Source organism: Aeromonas sp. FDAARGOS 1414, from assembly GCF_019047065.1.
Classification (GTDB): domain Bacteria; phylum Pseudomonadota; class Gammaproteobacteria; order Enterobacterales; family Aeromonadaceae; genus Aeromonas; species Aeromonas veronii_A.
The window spans coordinates 1562551-1586660 of the sequence record NZ_CP077210.1 but is presented as its reverse complement, the minus strand read 5'-3'; the positions used below and the strand labels follow the sequence as shown (position 1 = coordinate 1586660).

The following is a 24110-nucleotide window of genomic DNA, read 5'->3' as shown; positions in this document are numbered from 1 at the left end:
AAAAATGCAAGATACATTTTTTAATTGCGTAATGAAGAGCTTGTCAACCATTCATGAATCGCAGCGTCCGATTATTGCTGATATTGCTAAAAAACTGTCAGATAAAGTTTGTGATAATGGCATCATTTATATCTTGGGTTGTGGCCATTCACACATTTTTGCTGAGGATGTTTTTTATCGGGCTGGCGGGATAGCCTGTGTACGGCCAATTTTTATTGAGCCCTTGATGTTGCATGAAGGTGCCGCAAGATCGTCATACTTGGAAAAGCAAGAAGGGTATATCACAGAGCAATTATCTGCATATAATATTACTGATAAAGATGCGCTGATTGTTATATCTACTTCTGGTATTAATCCTGCTCCAGTGGAGGCGATTAACTGGGCAAAATCGTGTGGTGCATTGACGATAGGAATTACTAGCTATCAGTATTGCGATACGCAATCATCTCGACATTCTTCTGGGAAAAACGTAAGGGATGTTGCTTGCATCACGATTGATAATAATGTGCCAATTGGTGATGCGATTTTGAATCACGGTGATTGTACATCGTTCACACCAATATCATCGATTAACGGTATATATATCATTCAGTCATTGTTTTCTGAATTAATAAAAGAGATTGCTGATGCTGGTATAAATCCTCCAGTATTTAAAAGTGGAAATATTTCCGGTTCGTCTGAGCATAATGAATCGCTTGTAAAACTGTATAAAGACAAAGTTCCAGAATTAACCGCTAATAATTAAAATATCCTCTAAAGGTGACAAGCTATGAAAGGAAATGTTTTTACTCCGACCTTGATTATGTTGGGGCTGATGTCCGTATATGGAAATGCTAACGCCAGTGCTGTTAGCGATGATTTTCAAAAGGCATTTATTAATGACTCAAGGCTAAGTCTCAATAGTGCTTTGTATTTTAGACATCGTGATGTTAAGGATGCTAATACTGGCTCATATTCAGCTGATGGCTCCCAGGGCGGTATTAAGAACCAGACTGCCAATATCGCTCTTGACTTTAATAGTGGCTATTATAAAGACATTGTTGGTTTGGACTTCATGGCTGCCAGCAATATCAAGTTGGGATCGTCGGTAGGCCAGTCTGAAATCCTGCTTTATGATTACGATTGTAAAGGTGATGGCACATTAAATCCTTGTGAGAGCAGTTATGCTGCCATCCCCATTGCTGCGTTAAAGGCAAAGTATGGTGATGACAATGTTTTGTTTAAAATTTCAGGTGGGTATACCACAATAAATTCAGGTACTATCAAAAATAGTTGGGGCCTAAACCCTCACGCCTATCGTGGTATTGATAGCTCACTAGCATTGTATAACTGGAAGTTGACATATGCGTGGGCAGACCAATTTAGAAATGATTGGACCGATTCATTCCATGATATGACGAATACCTGGCATCAGAATGAAGCATCAAATGTGAGTGGTGTTAAACCAGGACAGATTATTGACTATATTCATTCGGCGGGCATCTCGTATAATATCGGTGACACTTTGTATGACCTGGCATATGGTGAAGGTGAAGGTTACCGGAAGAACTGGCATCTGTTGGTGACAGATAATCATAAGTTTGATAATGGTGCGGTTCTGACTTCCACAGGCTATTATCAGGGGGGTAAATATCTTGAGGAAAAATCCAACGTTAAAGACCCATCACTGGAGTACTATGTCGGTGCTGGCCTCTCACTTGCCAAAGATAACGTGACATATTTCACTGGTTATAGCCAAAATAAATCAGAGTCAACTAAGGATTACAATTTTAGATTGACACCATGGGCTAACTCTGACAAACGAGATTTCCAGCAAACATTGTCATCATTAGAAGATTATAATGTGGCAGGCGCGAAAGCTGTTAAGGTTGGCATCAAATATAACATGCTCGATTTTGGCCTCCCGAATTTAACACTTGGTACGTCCGCAAACTATGCATGGCATGTTGTATCTGATGTATCGAAAATAAATGAGCAGAGAACTTATGATGGCACCATGCAGTCATTGGATTTTTTGATTACCTATAAATTTAATGCGGGTGCAGTGAAGGACATCAATATGACGGTACTGCCGGCACTGTTCAGGTCTAAAGACACCAATGCCAAGCAAGATAGAAATGATATCAGAGTTATTTTTACTCACTCTTTGAGTCTGTTGAACTAATGCATTCTATATGAGAGTTGATCACTGATGGCGCTACATGATGAATGTACACCTACATGACTAATAGCCCATCGGCTATATCATCACTCTTTACTATCTACCTGATACAAGAGATAAATCATGGATATTCGTGAAAGTATTCATAGCGAACATGCAAAGCAACTTGATACCGAAGGCTTGCGCAACGAATTTCTAGTTGAGAATATTTTTTCGGCTGATAGAGTCAGTATGACCTATAGCCATATTGATCGCATCGTTTTTGGCGGAATAATGCCTGTTACATCAGAGTTGGGTATTGCCAATGATCTTGGCAAGGCATTTGGTGTGACCTATTTTTTGGAGCGTCGTGAGCTGGGGCTTATTAATATCGGTGGCCCGGGGATTGTCATGGTTGATGGTGCTACCTACGAAATTGGTAGTGCCGAGGCATTATATGTTGGCAAGGGTGCGCGTGAACTGAGTTTTGCCAGTGTTAGCAGCGATAAACCTGCAAAATTCTATTACAATAGCGCCCCAGCACATACTGCTTTCCCGACTCGAAAGATCACTCAGGATGAAGCTGCTCCGACAACCTTGGGTGATGCTGCTACCAGCAACCGCCGTACTATTTACAAGTATCTGGTTCCTGATGTATTGCCAACCTGCCAGCTGCTGATGGGGATGACCCAACTTGAGTATGGTAGTTTGTGGAACACAATGCCGTGTCATACTCATGAGCGCCGCATGGAAGTCTATTTCTATTTCAATATGCAGGACGATGCTGCCGTATTCCATATGATGGGTAAGCCAGCTGAAACTCGCCATATTGTTGTGCAAAATGAGCAAGCAGTCATTTCTCCCAGTTGGTCTATCCATTCTGGTGTAGGTACACAGGCGTATACTTTTATCTGGGGTATGGTCGGTGAAAACCAGGTATTTGGTGACATGGACCATGTTGCTATCAAGGAACTGCGCTAATATATCATATATCCATATTGCCGGTCGATTCGCTTCGACCGGCATCTTACTTTAAATCTGGTGCACGTAATCTCGTGCCATAGGAAATAGCATGATTCTTAACGCATTCGATCTGAAAGGTAAAGTCGCCGTCGTAACCGGTTGTGATACTGGCCTTGGACAAGGAATGGCATTGGGCCTGGCACAAGCTGGTTGTGATATTGTTGGTATCAATATTGTTGAACCAACGGACACCATGATCAAAGTTGAAGCGATTGGCCAAAACTTTTTGAGTCTCAAGGCTGATGTCAGTAAAGTTAGCGAGCTGCCACTGTTGATTGAGCAGGCCGTATCGCATTTTGGTCACATTGATGTATTGGTTAACAATGCCGGTATTATTCGCCGTGATGATGCGATCAATTTCAGTGAAAAAGACTGGGATGAGGTGATGGACATCAATATCAAGAGCCTCTTCTTTATGTCGCAAGCGGTTGCCAAGCAGTTTATGGCACAGGGAAATGGTGGCAAAATCATCAATATCGCATCCATGCTTTCATATCAAGGCGGGATCCGCGTTCCCTCTTATACGGCTTCAAAAAGTGGAGTAATGGGACTGACCCGTTTGCTGGCCAATGAATGGGCCAGTCATGGGATCAATGTGAATGCTATTGCTCCCGGTTATATGGCAACCAATAACACCGCTGCACTGCGTGCTGATGATGATCGTAATGCTGCCATCCTGCAGCGTATTCCTGCTGGTCGATGGGGCATTCCGGATGACATGATGGGGCCAGTGGTATTTTTAGCATCATCAGCTTCAGATTATATTAATGGCTATACCCTGGCCGTGGATGGTGGCTGGCTGGCTCGTTAATGATCAAGCATTGCTGCATTACCACTTGATAGGCGTTTTTCTGGAATACTGTATGACTAATTATGTTGAGATTTTAGCGCAATTGATCGGATTGCTGGCTTGTATGATTGGTGCGTTGGCATTTATACAACGGCAAGATATGAAACTGCGATCACTGCTTTGCCTCAATGGTGCGCTTTTATCGATACATTTTTTAATGCTGGGCGCGGTAGCTGCTGCAATTAGTTGTCTGTTATGTGCGGTGAGAACGTGGGTGTCAGGTTATTACCGTACCCAAGCAGTCATGTTGATATTCATGATTGCATCATGTGGTCTTGTAATTCCATATCTGGAACATCCCATGCAGTTTCTGACGGTGTTGGGAACAACGCTCAGCACTTACGCTTTGTTTCGGCTGGATGGTGGGCCCCTTCGGTTATGTATGCTGGCCAGCACTGTCGTTTGGTTGATCCACAATATTTGGGCGGGATCATGGGGGGGGATTTTATTGGAAGGGGGTTTTTTCCTCATCAACAGTTACACGATTTTAACGGTTTATGGGATCCGGATAAACAAGGAGAAAATCGATTATGTTGAGTAAGATTGCCCTGCTCGGGGAGTGCATGATTGAACTCAATGGCACACCTTTTGGCGACATGCAGCAGGCATTTGGGGGCGATACCCTCAATACCGCCATCTATCTCGCGCGAGCCTCCCAACCCACCGATATTCAGGTGAGCTACCTGACCGCCATGGGCCAAGACCCGCTCAGCCAGCAAATCATTGCGCGTTGGCAACAGGCCGGGATCGACACCAGTACGGTGCTCATCGATCAACAGCGTCATCCCGGCCTCTATCTAATCCAGCTTGATGAGCACGGCGAGCGCACCTTCCTCTACTGGCGCAACGATTCGGCTGCCCGTTACCTGATGCAGCATCCGCAGTTGCCACAGCTCAAGCAGGCCGTCAGCGACGTGGATGCGCTCTATCTCAGCGGTATTTCGCTGGCGATCCTGCCCGCGGCAGATCGGCAGGCGCTGCTGCTGTGGCTGGCTGAACTGCACCGGGCGGACGTGGCGATCATCTTTGACAGCAACTATCGCCCCGCCCTGTGGCAGAGTCCGGCCGACGCCCGGGCCTGTTACCAGCAACTGCTGGCCATCACCGCGCTGGCCCTGGTCACCGACGACGATGAGCAGGCCCTGTGGGGGGACGAGGATGTGACCCGGACCCTGCAGCGCCTCAAGGCGGCCGGGGTGCAGCAGGCGGTGGTCAAACAGGGGGCGGCTGGCTGCTGTTACCAGGCCCTGCAAACCGGGGAACCTGCCATCACTATCCCTACCCAAGCGGTCAGCAAGGTGGTGGATACCACCTCGGCCGGTGACTCCTTCAATGCCGGTTTTCTGGCTGGCTACCTGCAAGGACGGGCGATCGACGAGTGTGCCCGCATGGGCCACCGACTGGCGGGGATCGTCATCCAGCACAAGGGGGCAATTATTGCGGAAAGTGCCACCCGCAGTGTCACCGACAGCTTCATCAAACCAGCATCACACTAAACGAGGTCAACTGAATGTCATCCATTACTGAACAACTGCAGGCGCTGAAAGTGATCCCGGTGATCGCCATCGAGCAGGCTGAAGATATCATTCCACTGGGGGCAGCCTTGGCCAATAACGGGCTGCCGGTTGCCGAGATCACCTTCCGCTCCGCCGCGGCTGTCGAAGCTATCCGTTTGCTGCGCAAGGCATATCCAGAGATGCTGATTGGCGCAGGCACCGTGCTCAACCGCGAGCAGGTGAGCGCAGCCAAAGAGGCGGGCGCTACCTTTATCGTCTCCCCCGGTTTTAACCCCAATACGGTCAAGGCCTGTCAGGAGCTCGACATCCCCATCATCCCTGGGGTCAATAACCCCAGCACCATTGAAGCGGCGCTGGAGATGGGGCTGACGACCCTGAAGTTCTTCCCGGCCGAAGCATCGGGTGGTAGCGCGATGATCAAGGCGCTGCTGGCACCTTATACCCAGATCACGCTGATGCCCACTGGCGGGATCTCGACTCACAATATCAATGAATACCTGGCGATCCCGCGGGTCATTGCGTGTGGTGGATCCTGGATGGTCGACAAGAAACTGATCGCAGAGAAACAGTGGGAAGAGATTGGCCGACTCACTCGTGAAGCGGTGGCATTTCTGTCCCAGTGATTTTATAGGGCTGACTAAGCAATGGTGGGTCACATGGTGACGAGGATGAATTTGTGGCCCATTTACTGTAATTGATGAAGGATTTGTCGCGATAAAGACATTGGAGACGTTATGAAAGTAAAAAAGCTTGTTTTTGTTTTTTCATTATTCTGTGCTGCACATAATGTATTCGCTTTTGAACATCCCGGCGTATTACTTAATAAAACAGACATAGAATTTGTTAGACAAAAAGTTTCCAATGAGGTTGAGCCATGGTTCTCATCATATAAAAGTATGCTTGCCTCCCCATTAGCTAATCGAAGCTATTTGCCCACTGCCCAATGGGACAGCATGGCGTGTGGTGGTCCTGATGGCGAGGGAATTGCCCAACGCTGCAAAATAGAGAGAGAGGATGCTCGTGCTGCATATACCCAAGCTCTTGCCTGGTTATATAGCGGGGATAGTGTGTATGCCGAAAACTCGATAAATATAATGAATGCTTGGTCTGAACAGTTTACAGGGCATCACACTGGGCAAAACCAAGCACTTCAGGCATCATGGGCTGCCGCAGTATGGGCCAGGGCTGCTGAGATAATCAAACATACATATATTATCGACGGCAGTTCAAAATGGAATTCAGATAAAATAAAGAAATTTGAGCATATGCTCAGAAGTCGTTATATTGACGATATAAATGGACAAAAAACAGATTGTCATTTTGGGAATTGGCAGGCCGTCATCACGGAAGCAAAATTAAATTCTGCAGTTTTCCTTGATGATCAAAAACTGTTCGATGAATCTTTAGAGCGATTCCATAAGTATTTTCCAACATATGTTTACTTATATTCTGATGGTGGTTTGCCAAAACCAATAGCAGGCTGTTATTCCCATGATGAACTAGATAAATTCAACTCATATTGGAGTATCACTAATAAGACAACACCATTAAAACAAGGTCATGCACAAGAAACGTGTAGAGATTTGGAGCATCTGGCTTATGGAATAGCTGGGTTTGTTAATACGGCACAAACTGCCTATGTGCAAGGTGTTGATCTATATAGTCAAGAAAAAGAGCGGTTTATCTCGGTTATGGAATTTAATGCTGCATTAGATATGGCCGGGAACCGTGATTTGCTAAACGAATGTGGCATGAATGTTCCTGTTTTAGGTGGATTGAAAGGAACTATGCACATTGCGTATAACCACTTATCTAAAATAAATGGTGTCTATCTCCCCAATACTGAAAAATGGCTGCTTGAAAATGGTAGTCAACGGCCACAAGGTTTTTTTCATTATTTGTGGGAAGAACTAACTCATACTAAATAACATAAACGTTATTCTTGTTAATATATGTGTAACAGGGAGAGGGTGCGGCCTGTAAATACAGGCCGTATTTTATTACGATCATGCTACTCAGGTATCAGTTCGGGCTTGTTCTATGACCATTACGGTCTCTTTCATCGACTTCACTACGATATTTAAAACCTGGCATGAAAAGCATAGGGAATTTTAGCTGATTGACATAAGCCATTGGTGTGGCTTGCATCGCTTAAATATCCACCTGGGATCCCAGCTCGATAACCCGGTTGGGCGGGATCTCGAACTGATCCGGGGCGCGCAGGGCGTTGCGCTGCAGCAGCATAAAGAGCTTGCCGCGCAGATAGAGATACCATGGACGGTCTTTCATGATGAGCGACTCGTGGGCCATAAAGAACGAGGTCTCCATCATCCGGCAACTGAGCCCCTCGGCGTTGCAGCGGTGGAAGATCTCCTCCACGTTCGGGGTCTCGCGCCAGCCATAGCTGGCCACCACCCGCCAGAAGGTGGGGGAGAGCTGCTCGATGCAGACCCGGCGCACATTGTGGACGTAGGGCACATCCTCCACCCGCAGGGTGAGCAGGATGATCCGCTCGTGCAGCACCTTGTTGTGCTTGAGGTTGTGCAAGAGCGCATGGGGGATCACATTGACCACTCGCGACATATAGACGGCAGTGCCGGCTACCCGGGTCGGCGGGGATTTCTCCAGCGAGGCGATCATCGGCTCAAGGGAGTTGCCGTGCTCGTTCAGGCGGCGAATAAGCTGGAAACGCTCGCTCTTCCAGCTGGTCATCACGGTGAACATCACCGCCCCCAGGGTGAGCGGCAGCCAGCCGCCGGAGAAGATCTTGGCGAGGTTGGCGGCAAACAGCGGCACGTCGATACAGAGCAGCGCGGCAAACAGGATGGCCACCAGATACTTGTTCCAGTGCCAGCTGTTCTTGGCCACCGAGCAGGAGAGGATGGAGGTAAGCACCATGGTGCCGGTAACAGCGATGCCGTAGGCCGCCGCCAGATTGCTGGAGTGCTCGAAGCTCATGATGACGATCACCACCGAGATATAGAGCATCCAGTTGATGACCGGAATATAGATCTGGCCGGACTCCTGCTCTGAGGTATGAACGATGCGAATGGGGGAGAGATAACCGAGGCGCACCGCCTGCCGGGTCAGCGAAAAGACCCCGGAGATCACCGCCTGCGAGGCGATCACCGTCGCCATGGTTGCCAGCAGCAGCAGCGGCACCAGCGCCCATTTCGGCGCGAGCAGGAAGAAGGGGTTGGCAATGGCAGCCGGGTTATCTAGTAGCAGTGCCCCCTGACCGAAGTAGTTAAGCACCAGCGAGGGCAACACCACGATAAACCAGGCGAGGCGAATTGGATTTTTGCCAAAGTGGCCCATATCCGCGTAGAGCGCCTCCACCCCGGTGATGGCCAGCACCACGGCGCCGAGGGCAAAGAAGGAGGTGGTCTGGTACTGGACAAAGAAGCGCACCGCCCAGATTGGGTTGAGCGCACCCAGCACCTCGGGGTTGTGGATGATGCCGCGCAGCCCCAGCACCGCCAGCGTCATAAACCAGATCAGCATGATGGGGGCAAACAGCTTGCCCACCATGGCGGTGCCATGTTTCTGGATGGCAAAGAGCAGGGTCAGCACCAGCACCGAGAGGGTGACGATATAGGGGTCGAGGGCGGGGGTGAGAATGCTCAGACCCTCGATGGCCGACATCACTGACATCGCCGGGGTGATCACCACCTCGCCATAGAAGAAGCTGCCACCAATCAGGCCGAGGATGATCAGCAGCGGCGTCCAGCGGGTGGAGGCGTTGCGGGTCGCCAGCGACATCAGGGTGAGAATGCCACCCTCGCCGGCGTTGTCGGCCCGCATCACAAAGGAGAGGTACTTGACCGACACCACCAGGATCAGCAGCCAGAAGATCAGCGAGAGAAAGCCGAGAATGGAGGCCGGCTCGACGCCGAACCCGAATTGACCTGACAGGCACTCGCGCAAGGTATAGAGCGGGCTGGTGCCGATATCGCCATAGACTACGCCAATCGCCGCCAGCATGACGCCGGACATGGCTTGTTGTTTATCACAGTTCATGAGTTCATCTTGTCAGTTTGATGTTTACACGTTTGCCACAGCAGATCGCCCCGAACACATCAGGTATGTGTGGATACAACATCGGGGGGAAATCAAAGGATTGCGATGGGAAGGGAGCTAATCGGATATAAAGATGCGTTTCATGGGACACAGTCTGTTCATCTGTCGTTAAGCTTATAATGACACACACTCTGCGGGTTCATGCTCAGGTATAAATAATCAAAACGTCCTTTTGAGTAAGGTTATTAATTGGCCGTTGATTGAAGTATTCACCCGCTCTGCGGGCAACCGTTTGTTTTATCTGGGGAAGCGGTTTGGCCACTATTTTTTACCGAGACGAGTGAAAAATAGACGATAAAATAGTGACTAATTAATTGCTGGCAGGATGGCAAAGGGGAGGGCGCTGGGTAGCAATGGAGTCTTTATTTGGAAGGAGAAAATGTAGGGTGCAATGAACGAAGTGAATTGCACCAAGTATTAAAAGAGGCAAGAGGTGCTACGGTAATTATTACTCTCCATGATAGTGCTTCAATAAAAAGTAGCGGTCAGGACTATTTTTTACGCCGCTCACTTTACCGACTATTTTAAATCCCATTTTTTCATAAAATTTGGGTGCCTGAAATGAGAGAGTGTCGACTTGAGCAGCAATACATCCCCGTTTTTGTGCCTCACGTTCAGCAATCTCCATTAATTTAATGCCGAGACCCTGTCCTCTCTTGTCATTGTGTACCCAAAGTACTTCGATCAACAGTTGATGATAAATAGTTCGTCCGGCAATGCCACCGACAACTTCGTCATTATCATCATGAATAGCAACAATTAAAGGTTGGGAGCGTTCCTCACCCATTTTATCAAAGTTAAATTGTCTAAGGTTATCAACAAGTAGATTGAAGATGTCATCTTTATGTTCATTATGGATTTGAATATTCATCAAATCTTATTCCATTTAAATGTAATAGTAGGGTGCAATGAACGAAGTGAATTGCACCAAATATTGAAAGAAGCAAGAGGTGCAATGTGCTGCGCTTATTACACCCTACGATACCATGCGTTTATTTATGAAAGAGTATAAGCAAGACTTAAATACTTGAAAAATATTCTACGGTTCTCTAAAAGATCTTCACGCCATTTCTTAACCTCCTCCAACGACTTCCCATGATTGCCGATGTATATTTCGGCATAAAAAATTGATACAGCCTGTCCAAATGAACGTAATGTTTGTTGACTTTCTGTGAGCCCAAGGAGTAGAAGTTTTGATTCTGCACTGTTCAGGTTTTTATATGACCCATAAACATTTGCTCGTGCATCACGTAATTCTTTAAGTTGCTCTTCATTATGTGGAATGTTATTTTCTTGACGACGAGTAAAGTCGACAATTCTTGTCCAATAAATCATTGCATGATGTGAAAATACTTCTACTTGCTCTGCAACAAGTTCCAAGTTTTCAATCCTTCTAATTTTCTTTTGTTTCTCATCATCGTTTCTATGTTGAAGCTTAGTTATACGCCAAGTAGTAATTCCACTAATCAGTGCTCCGAGCCCAATCTTTATTGTTGTATCCAAAATCTCTAAATAAGTAGTTGCCATAAAAACTCCACGTCTGACATTTCTTGATGTGATCTATGTTTATATATTTTGGCTGCCACGGACTGGTAAGGGATGTTTTAATTTTACGACTCTGGTTTTTACCTCACGTGGGCCTAAGTTTTTATCATAAAAATACCAGATGTTAAATTTTCGCTCAGATGGATTTGTATCCGCTTCTAGATCATTCCAACCAAGGTAACCTGAAATTGTTTTTTGAATTAAAATTTTGCCTTCAGACGAGGCTTTTTTTTGCCAAGCTGCCATTACCGCTCCTAATAATAAATCGCAGAGCTGTATTTGAGCAGACGTTTTAGAGTCTTTAGTTACATAACTGTCTATAACGGCACTTAAATTTGTGCTTAGATTTACTTGATTATTCACAATGACATGTGACGCCTCATCAGCTTTTTTGTATCTAGATGCAATAGGATCTACAACTATACGAAATTGACATTCTCTACTTGGATGTGCCTTTAGTACTGCTTTTATTTTGGAACTGAGCAGAAGGTTAAAATGCTTTCGGCGAGCTAGATCATAATCACCATTATGATATTCTTTCTTTACATCAGATTTCTTTATTATTATGCAGTGGAAAGCAAGCCATTCTCTTTTAAAAAAGAGGTCGATGAGATCTAAATAAAAATTTCTAAATTGTTTGCTATGAGCTTTCTGCCATTTTATCTCATCATGATAGTTATACTTTTCTCTTAAATCTGTTACTAGCTTGGCGAAATCACCACGTCGCTGCCATTTCATCCAAATACTGCCAAAGCCATAGTATCTGGCTCCGTCAACACCAGATTCATCACACGCAATATTCCAAATCAATTTACCTGGAGCGTCCATGTTGACCTCGGTATATTACCCCTCTAAATAGGGTTAAATGAAATATATGGGGGCCATGTATCATATAATGTCCAACTGGCCTTTAGTTTGCTGTTGTTCACCTGCACAATCTTGCAGCTTATCTGCATAGAAACGACCCCAACGGAGCTGGTTGCCAACTGGCACATATTAACCGGAGGGAGAGAAAACTGAAGGGGCAGGGGCCTAAAACCGGCTCTGGCTCAACAAATCAGTCAATAAGCGGCCCATTTTTGTTCGGTTTGACTTGATGATGACTTGCCAGCTCGATAGCAAAACCAAGCAACTTGGCCACCGCCGCAAGCGGCTTTGGCGTGCTGAGCAGCCCATTTTTGGCCCTTGCTATGGTTTTTCTCCCCGGTGTTCCTTCCTCCGCTTGCCCGGTTTGGGATGGCCGAACCTTGCTGCAAACTCCTCTGAACGGCTCCGTTATACGGCTGGGGCAGGGGTTAGTCAGCTGGTGTCGAGCTCGTCACTTTTGTCGTGTCGATCACACTTCCCACCCCGTCGTCACTCTCGTTAGTAGTGGCATTTAGCACGCATCTCTTTCTAATTACTCCTTTATTTTCAGTTGCTTGTGATTTTTTATCGCACCTTTGGCCCGTTTTGGTCTGATAAATGCTTTGTGGGGGGGCTGGCCGCCTCTTTGCCTGTCGGCGGGCGGCCCGGTGTAACGAACCATTTAGGATCCCTCTCTATGAACAGCTTCGTGATTGCAGATCCCAGTCTCTGTATTGGGTGTCGTACCTGTGAGGTGGCCTGCGCCGTTTCACACCAGTCAGGGTCTTGCAGCGGGACCCTTGAGCGGGAGGGCGGCCTGCATCTTGCCATCGAGGATGGACATCTGGTCTCCAGGGACAGCTACTTTCAGCCGCGCCTGAAGGTGATCGTGGGCAGCAAGGTGACCACGCCGGTGCTCTGCCGCCAGTGTGAAGACAAGCCGTGCGCCATGGCCTGCCCGAACAATGCCATCGTCAGCGAGGATGGCTGCGTCAAGGTGTTGCAGGAGCGCTGCATCGGCTGCAAGTCCTGCGTGGTGGCCTGTCCTTACGGCGCCATGGCGGTGGTGCTCAAAGAGGTGCCCCCGACTGCCGATTCGCTCTTCAAGCGTCCGCAGACCAAGGCGCAGGCGCTCAAGTGCGATCTCTGCCGTCACCGCGAGGCGGGCCCGGCCTGTGTCGAGGTGTGCCCGACCCAGGCGCTGCGGCTGGTCACGCCGGAGCATCTTGAAAACCTGAACCGGCAGAAGCAGCTGGCCAGTGCCGAGGCACTGCTGGCGATGCCGGCGCGGGTGTGAGCGGGCTTGCCGAGCCGTTTTTCGTTAACAAACAAGAGTGTGAGTCATGAAAAAAGTCATTACCGTGTGCCCCTATTGCGGCACCGGTTGCAAAATCAACCTGCTGGTTGAAAACGACAAGGTGGTGGGGGCCGAAGGCGCCAACGGCCGGACCAACGAGGGGCAGCTCTGCCTCAAGGGCTATTACGGTTGGGATTTTTTGAACGACACCAACCTGCTGACCCCCCGTCTCAAGAGCCCGATGATCCGCCGCGAGCGCGGTGGCAAGTTCGAAGCAGTCTCCTGGGACGAAGCCATCGAGTTCGCCAGCAGCCGTCTCTCTGCCATCAAGGCGAAATATGGTCCGGACGCTATCATGACCACCGGCTCTGCCCGTGGCCCCGGCAATGAAGCCAACTATGTGATGCAGAAATTTGCCCGTGCGGTGATTGGGACGAACAACGTCGACCACTGCGCGAGGGTGTGACACGCCCCCTCAGTCTCCGGTCTGGAGACAACTGTAGGCAACGGCGCCATGAGCAACGCCATTCCCGAAATTCAAGAGACCAAGTGCCTGCTGGTGTTTGGTTACAACGCTGCTGACTCTCACCCCATCGTGGCCCGCCATATCCTCAAGGCGAAGGCAAACGGGGCCAAGGTGATTGTGTGTGATCCCCGCATGGTGGAGACCGCCCGCATCGCCGATCAGTGGCTGCCGCTCAAAAACGGTTCCAACATGGCGCTGGTTAACGCCTTCGCCAACGTGTTGATTAACGAAGGGCTCTACAACAAGGCATTTGTCGCCAACTACACCGAAGGGTTCGAGACCTTCAAGGCGACGGTGGCCAAGTACACCCCGGAATATGTGGAGGGGATCACTGGCCTCAAAGCCGCCGATATCCGCGCCGCCATTCGCACCTATGCCGAGTCACCTGCTTCCATGATCCTGTGGGGCATGGGGGTGACCCAGTACGGTCAGGCAGTGGACGTGGTCAAGGGGCTGGCGGGTCTGGCGCTGCTGACCGGCAACTTCGGTCGCCGCGGCACCGGTTGCGGGCCGGTACGTGGTCAGAACAACGTGCAGGGCACCTGTGACATGGGGATGCTGCCCCACCAGTTCCCGGGCTATCAGTCGGTGGCCGATCCCGAGATCAGCGCCAAGTTCGCCAAGGCGTGGGGCGTGGAGTCACTCTCCCAAAACCCCGGCTATCGCCTGACCGAGCTTGGCCACAAGGTGGAGGAGGGCAAGTGCAAGGCCTTCTACATCTTCGGTGAAGATCCGGCGCAGACCGAGGCAGATCTCGGTCAGTTCCGCCGCACTCTGGCGGGGATGGAGCTGGTGATCGTGCAGGATATCTTCATGACCCAGACCGCCGAGATGGCCGACGTCATTCTGCCCGCCACCAGTTGGGGCGAGCACGAAGGGGTCTACAGCTCGGCAGATCGCGGCTTCCAGCGCTTCTACAAGGCGGTGACGCCCCCCGAGAACGTGAAGCCGGACTGGGCCATCTTCTCCTTGATGGCGACAGCCATGGGTTATCCCATGGAGTACCACAACACCGAAGAGATCTGGGACGAGATGCGTGCGCTCTGCCCGCTCTATGCCGGGGTCAGCTACGACAAGATGGCCGATCTCAAGAGCGTGCAGTGGCCTTGCCCGACCGAGGATCACCCGGGCACCAGCACCCTGTTCGAGGGGAACGTGTTCACCACCCCGAGCGGCAAGGGCCAGCTGATCGCTTCCGAGTGGCGGCCGCCGCTGGAGCAGCCCTGTGCCGAGTACCCGCTGGTGCTCTCCACCGTGCGCGAGGTGGGTCACTACTCCTGCCGCTCCATGACCGGCAACTGCTCGGCGCTGCAAACCCTGGCCGATGAGCCGGGCTATGTGCAGATCCACCCGAGCGATGCCAAAAAGCTTGGGGTGAAGGATCAGGCGCTGGTCTGGATCTCGTCGCGCCGTGGCAAGGTGATCACCCGGGCCAACTACAACGACCGGGTCAACGCCGGGGTGGTCTACATGACCTACCAGTGGTGGATCGGGGCCTGCAACGAGCTCACCATCGAGCACGTCGATCCCGTCTCCCACACGCCGGAGTACAAGTACTGCGCGGTGAAGATCGAGCGCATCGACAATCAGCCTGAGGCGGAAGTGTACGTCCAGACTGAATACAGCGCGCTCAAGGCGAAATTGCGCAGCGCAGCCAAAGGCTGATCGCCCTAAAAAAGAGGTTCTGCACAAATAAGGGAACCCGACTCGGATTTATCGAGTCGGGCACCCTTTTATTACCCAAAGAAAGGGGTGTAAATGATGCAACATGAAATTGGTCGCTTATTCGGACTTTTCTATATTGGCACCTATCTGGCGGCGATATTGCTGGGAATAGGTTGCTATATTTGGCACGACGAGATGATATTTCTGCTGGGCTTCGGTTTTTTCGGCTGTTTTATGGCAGCGCGGCTCGCCATGAGCAGCGTATTTTCCGCCTTGAGTATTTCCAGTGCCTGGCTGATCGGGTTTATCTCCACCACCTTGATCAACGGCCTGCTGCTGGGGGTGATCACCCTGCTGATCTACCTCACGCACCAGAGCGTCGCCGCCGAGCTTGCCGACAACGCCAGCTGGCTGCTGATGGCCTTCCAGAGCCTGTCGGCCCTATTTATCTTCGGTGGCCTGAAGTGCTGCCACAGCCGGATCATCACCTCATAAACTGCCGATGGATGGGCAGCAAACGCCATCTCGAAACTCGCAGCCAGCGAAGAGGAGAGGCAGATCTGACAGTTGACGGCGGCTCACTTTTCGGGCGCCTTAATTGAGATCAAGAACTGATGAAATAACCGGTTAAATATGGCCATCAGATATATTAAATCGGATTGTAATGAAATTTGAGCTCATCTATGATGAGTCGCCATTCCAATATATCCCCCGATAACGATGTTACTTTTTGTTGTCGTTCGTTAATAACAACTCTGGAATTGCAACATGCGACAATTTTCGTCACCGCTTTTCTTATTGGCAGCCGCTTTTACGGGTTGCGGCTATTTATTTTGGTGACGGGTGCTTGTCGTGATGCGATGGCATGGACAGCCTGACTGGTGACTAAATCGATATAACGTGAGGCCGCAATGCTAAATGTGAGTGCCATCCCCCTGGACGAGATCTCTCCCATCTGGGACGACGGTTTCCTCCTGCTCTCCAAATCCCTCCTGTCGGCCGTGACGCTCGATGATTTTATCCACAAACTCAACAAGATAGATGCCAGCTTCGGCGGCGTGACCCGGGTCAATCTGATCCTCAACATGGGTGCGGACGAGGAGGCCATCTTCTACTTCATGGGACATTCCGGCCCAAAGCATCTGGTCTGCCCCAAGGCAGAGCTGCACCTCTCCCCCCGTCCTGCCAAAGAGACCCCGGAACAGGCCATCATTCTCGCTGCCGCCCGCTTTGAGAATCGCTGCCCGGCGCTGGATCGCGAAGGGGTCTACGGGGGGCTGCGCTCCTACTGCCAGCTCCCCATCACCACCGCCCGCAGCCACCTTGGCGGGGTCGAGTTTATCAACACCCAGCTCGACAGCTTCACCATGGAGACCCTGGCCAAGCTGACCCAGCTGGCGGCCATTATCGCCATTGCGCTGGAGAACGTGCTCGACAAGGAGCGCACCCTGGAGCAGGCCAACTCCCTGCGTCTTGAGCGCGACAGCTGCAAAATTCTGGTGGATGTGACCAACGCGGTAATCAAACTGGTGCGCATCGCCGAGCTGCCCAAGAGCCTGTTTGCCATCCTGCATCACCACTTCGGCATCAGCAGCTTGTGTCTGGCCGAATACAACGCGACCTCCGACAGCTTCAAGAGCTATCTGGTCAATCAGCACCAGAGCGATCAGCCGGGCATCATCGATCACTCCTGTTTTGAAAAGAAGTGCCTGCAGGGGGCCCTTTGCCATAGCGAGCCGTTTTTTGTCTATCGCGAACACGGCCACGGCTGCAGCAATCGCTGCCGGTTTACCTCCCAGATCCTGCCCCCCGATGCCGACAGCTCCTGCATTTTGCCGCTGCGTTATCGGGGCAACCTGCTGGGGGTGTTGATCCTCTCGCACCCCAACGCCGACTTCTTTGCCGATATCGATATCTCCTTGCTGGAACAGGTGGCGGCGCGCACGGCCATTGCCATGAACAACGTGCAGGCCCAGCAGGAGATCTCCAACACCACGGGGGCCCGCGAGAAGACCATTCGCATCAACGAGCCGCAGATGCAGGGGGAGTTCCCCCACATCATCTACCAGAGCGCTGTGATGGAGAGCGTGCTGGAGAAGGTGCGGCTGGTGGCCGAGAGCGACAGTACCGTGCTGATCCTCGGCGAGACTGGCACCGGCAAGGAGCTGATCGCCCAGGCCATTCACGCCCTGAGTGCCCGCCACGACCACGAGATGGTGAAGGTGAACTGCGCCGCCATCCCGACCGGCCTTATCGAGAGCGATCTCTTTGGCCACGAGAAGGGGGCCTTTACCGGCGCCCTGACCCAGCGCATCGGCCGCTTCGAGCGGGCCCACAAGGGCACCCTGTTCCTCGACGAAGTGGGGGATATGCCGCTGGACTTGCAGCCCAAACTGTTGCGGGTATTGCAGGAGCACGAGCTGGAGCGGGTGGGCAACAGCAACCCCATCGCAGTGGATGTGCGGCTGGTGGCCGCCACCAACTGCGATCTGCTCTCCATGGTCAAGAACAAGCGTTTCAGAAGCGATCTCTACTACCGCCTCAACGTCTTTCCCATCGAGTTGCCGCCGCTGCGCGAGCGCCGCGAGGATATCCCGCTGCTGGTCAACTTCTTCGTCAGAAAGATTGCCAAGCGGATGCGCCGCACCATCACCTCGATCCCTGCCGATGCCATGAAGATGCTGGTGTCGCTCCCCTGGTACGGCAATATCCGCGAGCTGGAGAACATTATCGAGCGCGCCGTGGTGATGACCCGTGGCCATGTGCTCAACCTCTCGCCCGATGAGCTGATGCCCCTCAAGGGCTACCACAAGATTGAGACCCTGGTCTATGACGAGCCCGCCACGCCGCTCTTTGCCGAGGAGGAGCCGATTGATGAGCGCGAGGCGATCATCGCCGCCTTGCGTGACTGCAACGGCATCGTGGCTGGTGAGCGGGGGGCGGCCAACCGCCTCGGCATGAAGCGCACCACCTTGCTTTCGAAAATGAAGCGGCTCGGCATTTCGGCCAGAGATCCCGAGATCATTGACGGGGTCGCACCATGAGAGAGGCCATAGAGCTTGAGGCGCGTGGCGAGCAGAACGAGCAGAGAGAACCGAGCGAACAGAACGAACTGGCACGTTGCGCCATCCACCGCGAGGTGGTGCACTACCGCGCCGATACCTTGACCTGCGACAGCGAGATGGCGCTCCCCTCCGAGACGCCGGTGGCGCTGGTCTACAACGGTATCGCCCACAGCGTGATGATGTGCTCGGCCTCCGATCTGGAGGATTTCGCCATCGGCTTCTCGCTATCCGAGGGGATCATCGACAGCCTGCTCGATATCCACGACATCGAGCAGATTGACGGCTGTCAGGGGATTGAGCTGCATATCACGTTGGCCAATCGCTGCGTTCATCGCCTCAAAGAGAAGCGGCGCACCTTGGCGGGGCGCACCGGTTGCGGCATCTGCGGCAGCGAGAGTCTGGAGCAGGTGATCCGCACCCAGCCAAGCTTGCCCGATAGTCAGCGTCTGGCGGTGGGCCATATCGACAAGGTATTGAGCGCGTTGCGCCCGCTCCAGCTGCTGGGCCAGCGCACCGGCGCCACCCATGCGGCGGTGCATCTGGATGGTGAGGGCAACATTCTCGCCATCCGCGAGGATGTGGGGCGTCATATTGCGCTGGACAAGCTGGTGGGCCATTTGCAACGCAGCGGTCGCCGTGATGGCGCCATTCTGGTGACCAGCCGCGCCAGCTTCGAAATGGTGCAAAAGTGCGCCAGCGCCGGTGTGGAGATCTTGCTCGCCATCTCGGCCGCCACCGAGCTTGCGGTCGAGCGGGCCGAGCAGACCGGGCTCACCCTGGTGGGCTTTTGTCGCCCCGGGCGGGCCGAGATCTACAGCGGCTGCCAGCGTATCCTGCTTAAGTAACAGCAAGAGTGAGAGCCTGCTAAAGGGCTTATAAATACAGCCAATAAAAAGGGCGGGGAGTGTGACTCCCCGCCCTTGTTGTATCTGCTGCTGTGGCGAATTAGCGCGCCAGCAGGATACGCAGCATGCGGCGCAGCGGCTCGGCGGCGCCCCACAGCAGCTGGTCACCCACGGTAAAGGCGGCCAGATACTCAGGGCCCATATTGAGCTTGCGCAGACGGCCCACCGGAATGCTGAGGGTGCCGGTGACGGCCGCCGGGGTCAGCTCGCGGGCTGTGATATCGCGATCGTTGGGGATCACTTTCACCCAGTCGTTATGGGCAGCCAGCAGCGCTTCGATCTCTGCCAGCGGCACATCTTTTTTCAGCTTGATGGTGAACGCCTGGCTGTGGCAGCGCAGGGCGCCGATCCGCACGCAGAGACCATCTACCGGAATGACGGCGTTCTCGATACCCAAAATCTTGTTGGTTTCGGCCTGACCCTTCCACTCTTCACGGCTCTGGCCGTTGTCGAGCTTGGTGTCAATCCAGGGGATAAGGCCACCGGCCAGCGGCACGCCGAAGTTGTCCACCGGCAGGGTGCCGGAGCGGGTCTTCTCGGTGATCTTGCGCTCGATATCGAGAATGGCGGAGGCGGGGTCGGCCAGCTCGACCGCCACTTCATCGCGCAGCATCCCCATCTGGGTAACCAGCTCGCGCATATGGCGGGCCCCGCCACCGGAGGCAGCCTGATAGGTGGCCACGCTCACCCACTCCACCAGATCGGCCTTGAACAGGCCTCCGAGGGCCAGCAGCATCAGGCTGACGGTGCAGTTGCCGCCGACGAAGGTCTTGATGCCATCGTTCAGGGCCTGCTCGATGACGTCGCCGTTGACCGGATCCAGAATGATGACGGCGTCTTTCTCCATCCGCAGGGAGGAGGCGGCGTCAATCCAGTAACCCTGCCAGCCAGCGGCTTTCAGGCGCGGATAGATATCCTTGGTGTAGTCGCCGCCTTGGGCGGTGATGATGATATCCTGCTTTGCCAGCGCCTCGATATTGAAGGCGTCCTGCAGAGTACCGGCATCGACGCCGAAGTTGGGAGCGGCCTCACCGGCCTGGGAGGTGGTGAAGAATGTGGGTTGAATATGGGCGAAATCCTGCTCTTCCTGCATCCGGCTCATCAGAACCGATCCCACCATGCCACGCCAACCGACCAAACCTACTTTTTTCATATTGTCCTACCCTGGATTGCTGCTAAAGAAACTTGCGATGACACCTGTAACCCCTTGTCTGGCGACGCCTGTTTACAAGCGGTTTACAGGCCATTTAAAAAATATGCGCTGCGAAAAATGCGTCTATCCACATTACGGATTGTGACGGCGTGCGCAAGTCGAATTGCGCAATATTCTGTGCCGTTTGCTGCATTAACCGGCAGCCAGAGCACCGCTCAGGTAGACGGGGAGGGAGAAGGTCAACATCAGACGAAAAGGCCACCGTTTATGGCGGTGGCCTGTCAATAAAGCGGTTGAGGACGTCCTCTGCTGTGGTCTGAGGGCGCAGTCGGCGAGTGAAACAGCCCGACAGCTTGGGCGCTTAGCCGTAACGGGCTAGAGTGAGCCCCTCATCGCTGATGGCGGGCTCGCTGCCGCTGATAAGATCGCACAGCAGCTGACCCGAACCGGCCGCCATGGTCCAGCCCAGGGTGCCGTGGCCGGTATTGAGCCAGAGGCCGGGAATGGGGCTCGGCCCCACCAGCGGGGTACCGTCCGGCGTCATGGGACGCAGGCCGGTCCAGAATTCAGCCTTGCTGATATCGCCCCCTGCGGGGAAGAGATCGCCGACCACCATCGCCAGGGTATCGTGGCGTCTCGGATTCAAGGCTAGGTTGTAGCCCGACAGCTCCGCCATGCCGCCGACCCGGATCCGCTCGTCAAAGCGGGTGATGGCCACCTTGTAGGTCTCGTCGAGCACGGTACTGCGCGGCGCGGCCTCGGCATTGATCATCGGCAGGGTGAGGGAGTAGCCCTTGACCGGATAGACCGGCAGCTCCAGTCCGAGCGGGCGCAGCTGCGGCCGCAAAAAACCGGTGGCATAACTGCCGAGCGCACAGACGATGGCATCGGCGCGATAGCGCTGCTCGCCCGCCCGCACCGCCACGGCGCGGCCGCGGGCTTGCTCAATCTCGTCGATATCGCAGTTGAAGACGAACTTGACCCCGAGCTTCTCGGCTTCAAGGGCAAGGGCCTTGGTGAAGCGGAAGCAGTCGCCGGTCTCGTCGCCGGGCAGACGCAAGCCGCCGACGATTTTTCCGCGCACCCGCGCCAGCGCAGGCTCTGCCGCTTCGCAGCCGCTGGCATCGAGGGATTGGTAGGGGACGCCATACTCCTCCAGCACCTCGATATCGCGCTGACTGGCATCGAGCTGGGACTGGCTGCGAAACAGCTGCAGGGTGCCGAGCTGGCGCCCTTCGTAATCGATGTTCAGCTCGTCACGCAGCAGCTTCATGCAGTCGCGGCTGTATTCGGCCAGACGCACCATGCGCCCCTTGTTGGTGGCATAGGCGGTCGGGGTGCAGTTGGCGAGCATTCTGAGCATCCAGCGTAGCTGGAAGGGATCGGCAGTGGGGCGCACGGTGAAGGGGGCATGCTTTTGCAGCATCCACTTGGCGGCCTTGAGGGGAATGCCGGGGGCTGCCCAGGGGGCCGCATAGCCGGGGGATATCTGCCCGGCGTTGGCATGGCTGGTTTCAAGGGCAACGCCCCCTTGTCGCTCCAGCAGGGTCACCTTGTGCCCCGCTTTGGCCAGATACCAGGCGCTGGTTACTCCAATCACGCCGCCACCGAGAACCACTATCTCCATATCGTCTTTCCTTGACTGATCTCCTGATGTGGCCACCACCATAATCAGCCGCCACAGGATATTCAACCGCTCTGCGCAGGATTGGGATCTCCGTCTGCCTGCCAGCCACAGGCTGGTGTTTGGTGCGATGACAAGCCTGATTGCCAGCGTAAATCGCTGTGATGTTGTGAGGGACATGGCCCGCTTACAACTGCTCCAGCTTGATCAGGTACTGCTCCGCGGTGGCCAGAATGGCCTGCTGCTGCGCTGCCGGTTGGCCATCCCAGTTGGCATAGGGGAGGGCGAGGCGGGGATTGCCGCCCAGTTTGTCCCGATTGCGCCAGAGAAAGTGCCAGTAGAGGCTGTTGAAGGGGCAACTTCCGTCGCTGTGGCGCGCTTTCACCTGATAGTGGCACCCCTTGCAGTAGTGGCCCATCCGCTCGAGATAGGCGCCGCTGCTGGCGTAGGGCTTGCTGCCCATCAGGCCGCCATCGGCAAACTGGCTCATGCCGCGGGTGTTGGGCAGCTCGACCCACTCGATGGCATCCACATAGATGCCGAGATACCACTGATCCAGCTCGTCAGGATCGAGCCCCGCCAGCAGGGCAAAGTTGCCGGTCACCATCAGCCGCTGGATATGGTGGGCGTAACCGTGCTCGAGGGACTGGCCAATGGCGTGGCGCACGCAGGCCATCTTGGTTTCTCCATTCCAGAAAAAGCCGGGCAGCGGCCGGTCGGCCCCGAGAAAATTGGTCTGTTTGTAGTCAGGCATCTTCTCCCAATAGAGGGCGCGGACAAACTCGCGCCAGCCGAGGATCTGGCGAATAAACCCCTCCACCTGTGCCAACGTGATAGTGGCCTGATTGGCCTGCCAGTGGGTCTCGGCGGCGCGGATCACCTCAAGCGGATGAAGCATCTTGCTGTTGAGGGAAAACGACAGACGGCTGTGAAACAGGCTCCAGCCCCGCTCGCTCAGGGCATCCTGATAGCGGCCAAAGTGGGGCAGGCAGTGGGTGAGAAAATGGGCGAGCAGCTCGCGACTCTGGCGCCTTGTGATGGGCCACGGCAGTTGGCTGGCATCTGCCTCGCCGATGGTGCTGACCCCGTGGCGGGTCAGCATGGCATCAATCTCGCTCACCTTGTTGGCAAAGGTGAGGGGTTCCGGGATGGGCTGGCTCGCCGGCAGCTTGGCGCGGTTCTCGTCATCAAAATTCCAGCGCCCGCCAAGGGGTTGGCCGCGCTCATCGAGCAGCACCCTGTATTGCTTGCGCAGGGCGCGGTAGAAGAACTCCATCCGGCTGTGAGGATAGCGCTGCCAGCCATCACGGGGGGTGAGAAAATGCTCGCTCTCCACCTCGGTGGCAGGGATGGCAAGGCCCGCCGCCCAGCTTTTCAACTGGCTGGCTAGGCGCCACTCATCCGGGCTCTGCCAGGCAAAGCTGTCGGCCTGATGCGCCGCGATTTGGGCTGCCAGCAGGCTGGGCAAGTCGGGCCAGCGGGCACTCTCATCAAGAGTCAGGTAACAGACTCGGTGGCCCGCCTTGCCAAGGGCTGCTGCGAAGGCGCGCATGGCGGCAAAGAAGGCCAGCACCTTCTGGCGATGGTGGCGGCAGTAGTCGGTCTCTTGGCGCAGCTCCGCCATTAGATAGCAGGTTGCCGGATCCGAGGTGCGAAACCAGCTGTGACCGGCGTTCAGCTGATCGCCGAGAACAAGACGCAGCTCCATCAGACTCGCTCTCCCACAGGTTGCTGGCTGCTGTGACGAGCGTTGCGACAGCGCTCGCTGCAGTAGCGAACCTCCTCCCAACTACGTGCCCACTTGCGCCGCCAGCTGAAGGGGCGCTGGCAGACGGGGCAGATCTTCTCGGGCAGATGGGGTTTGCGATGCATGA

General features: G+C 53.5%; 21 protein-coding genes. 13 read left to right on the top strand and 8 right to left on the bottom strand.

The window, feature by feature from the left end:
- Positions 1-4: 4 nt before the first annotated feature.
- The 8 genes from I6L44_RS07045 to I6L44_RS07010 all read left to right on the top strand — a co-directional run bounded on the left by I6L44_RS07045 (position 5) and on the right by I6L44_RS07010 (position 7458).
- Positions 5-745, top strand: a complete 741-nt coding sequence (locus I6L44_RS07045; protein ID WP_254204271.1) for an SIS domain-containing protein — start codon at positions 5-7, stop codon at positions 743-745.
- 24 nt (positions 746-769) lie between these two features.
- The gene (locus I6L44_RS07040) at positions 770-2164 is read left to right on the top strand and encodes an OprD family outer membrane porin (protein WP_216953673.1); all 1395 of its coding nucleotides are present in this window, start codon (positions 770-772) and stop codon (positions 2162-2164) included.
- Between the two features lie 120 nt (positions 2165-2284).
- Positions 2285-3121 (top strand): 5-dehydro-4-deoxy-D-glucuronate isomerase, encoded by an 837-nt coding sequence (kduI, locus tag I6L44_RS07035; protein WP_216953672.1) that lies wholly within the window; start codon positions 2285-2287, stop codon positions 3119-3121.
- A 91-nt stretch (positions 3122-3212) separates the two neighbouring features.
- On the top strand, positions 3213-3974 hold the full coding sequence (gene kduD, locus I6L44_RS07030; RefSeq protein ID WP_216953671.1) for a 2-dehydro-3-deoxy-D-gluconate 5-dehydrogenase KduD: 762 nt from the start codon (positions 3213-3215) through the stop codon (positions 3972-3974).
- 52 nt (positions 3975-4026) lie between these two features.
- Positions 4027-4554: a YgjV family protein gene (locus I6L44_RS07025; protein ID WP_216953670.1), complete on the top strand. Its 528-nt coding sequence runs from the start codon at positions 4027-4029 to the stop codon at positions 4552-4554.
- Positions 4544-5509, top strand: coding sequence for a sugar kinase (locus tag I6L44_RS07020; protein ID WP_216953669.1), 966 nt, complete (start codon positions 4544-4546; stop codon positions 5507-5509). Before I6L44_RS07025 ends, I6L44_RS07020 begins: the two co-directional genes overlap by 11 nt.
- A gap of 14 nt (positions 5510-5523) precedes the next feature.
- The gene (locus tag I6L44_RS07015; RefSeq protein ID WP_216953668.1) at positions 5524-6153 is read left to right on the top strand and encodes a bifunctional 4-hydroxy-2-oxoglutarate aldolase/2-dehydro-3-deoxy-phosphogluconate aldolase; all 630 of its coding nucleotides are present in this window, start codon (positions 5524-5526) and stop codon (positions 6151-6153) included.
- A 111-nt stretch (positions 6154-6264) separates the two neighbouring features.
- Positions 6265-7458 (top strand): alginate lyase family protein, encoded by a 1194-nt coding sequence (locus I6L44_RS07010; protein WP_216953667.1) that lies wholly within the window; start codon positions 6265-6267, stop codon positions 7456-7458.
- Positions 7459-7681: 223 nt separating this feature from the next.
- Here I6L44_RS07010 and kup read toward each other — a convergent pair whose 3' ends face one another.
- The 4 genes from kup to I6L44_RS06990 all read right to left on the bottom strand — a co-directional run bounded on the left by kup (position 7682) and on the right by I6L44_RS06990 (position 11983).
- A complete protein-coding gene (gene kup, locus I6L44_RS07005; protein ID WP_216953666.1) occupies positions 7682-9550 on the bottom strand; it encodes a low affinity potassium transporter Kup in 1869 nt (622 codons plus the stop codon).
- A 508-nt stretch (positions 9551-10058) separates the two neighbouring features.
- Positions 10059-10481 (bottom strand): GNAT family N-acetyltransferase, encoded by a 423-nt coding sequence (locus I6L44_RS07000; protein WP_216953665.1) that lies wholly within the window; start codon positions 10479-10481, stop codon positions 10059-10061.
- A 125-nt stretch (positions 10482-10606) separates the two neighbouring features.
- Complete coding sequence (locus I6L44_RS06995) at positions 10607-11137, bottom strand: hypothetical protein (RefSeq protein ID WP_139731306.1); 531 nt, start codon at positions 11135-11137, stop codon at positions 10607-10609.
- Positions 11138-11176: 39 nt separating this feature from the next.
- A complete protein-coding gene (locus I6L44_RS06990; protein WP_216953664.1) occupies positions 11177-11983 on the bottom strand; it encodes a DUF3800 domain-containing protein in 807 nt (268 codons plus the stop codon).
- A 715-nt stretch (positions 11984-12698) separates the two neighbouring features.
- Here I6L44_RS06990 and I6L44_RS06985 point away from each other — a divergent pair.
- The 5 genes from I6L44_RS06985 (at position 12699) to fdhD (ending at position 19399) form a co-directional block, all read left to right on the top strand.
- On the top strand, positions 12699-13298 hold the full coding sequence (locus I6L44_RS06985) for a 4Fe-4S dicluster domain-containing protein (protein WP_100653847.1): 600 nt from the start codon (positions 12699-12701) through the stop codon (positions 13296-13298).
- A gap of 46 nt (positions 13299-13344) precedes the next feature.
- A complete protein-coding gene (gene fdhF, locus I6L44_RS06980) occupies positions 13345-15489 on the top strand; it encodes a formate dehydrogenase subunit alpha (RefSeq protein WP_216953663.1) in 2145 nt (714 codons plus the stop codon).
- Positions 15490-15585: 96 nt separating this feature from the next.
- Positions 15586-15984 (top strand): hypothetical protein, encoded by a 399-nt coding sequence (locus I6L44_RS06975; RefSeq protein WP_216954379.1) that lies wholly within the window; start codon positions 15586-15588, stop codon positions 15982-15984.
- Positions 15985-16400: 416 nt separating this feature from the next.
- Complete coding sequence (locus I6L44_RS06970) at positions 16401-18533, top strand: sigma 54-interacting transcriptional regulator (protein WP_216953662.1); 2133 nt, start codon at positions 16401-16403, stop codon at positions 18531-18533.
- Positions 18530-19399 (top strand): formate dehydrogenase accessory sulfurtransferase FdhD, encoded by an 870-nt coding sequence (fdhD, locus tag I6L44_RS06965; RefSeq protein WP_254204269.1) that lies wholly within the window; start codon positions 18530-18532, stop codon positions 19397-19399. The genes I6L44_RS06970 and fdhD overlap by 4 nt, the downstream gene beginning before the upstream one ends.
- A gap of 100 nt (positions 19400-19499) precedes the next feature.
- On the opposite strand, the gene asd is transcribed toward fdhD, so the two are convergent.
- The 4 genes from asd to I6L44_RS06945 form a co-directional block, all read right to left on the bottom strand.
- Positions 19500-20612: an aspartate-semialdehyde dehydrogenase gene (gene asd / locus I6L44_RS06960; protein ID WP_216953661.1), complete on the bottom strand. Its 1113-nt coding sequence runs from the start codon at positions 20610-20612 to the stop codon at positions 19500-19502.
- A 361-nt stretch (positions 20613-20973) separates the two neighbouring features.
- Positions 20974-22239 carry a D-amino acid dehydrogenase gene (locus tag I6L44_RS06955; protein WP_216953660.1) on the bottom strand — a complete coding sequence of 422 codons (1266 nt, stop codon included), beginning with the start codon at positions 22237-22239 and terminating at the stop codon, positions 20974-20976.
- Positions 22240-22423: 184 nt separating this feature from the next.
- The gene (locus I6L44_RS06950) at positions 22424-23944 is read right to left on the bottom strand and encodes a cryptochrome/photolyase family protein (RefSeq protein ID WP_216953659.1); all 1521 of its coding nucleotides are present in this window, start codon (positions 23942-23944) and stop codon (positions 22424-22426) included.
- Positions 23944-24108, bottom strand: a complete 165-nt coding sequence (locus tag I6L44_RS06945; protein WP_216953658.1) for a DUF2256 domain-containing protein — start codon at positions 24106-24108, stop codon at positions 23944-23946. Before I6L44_RS06945 ends, I6L44_RS06950 begins: the two co-directional genes overlap by 1 nt.
- Positions 24109-24110: the final 2 nt, after the last annotated feature.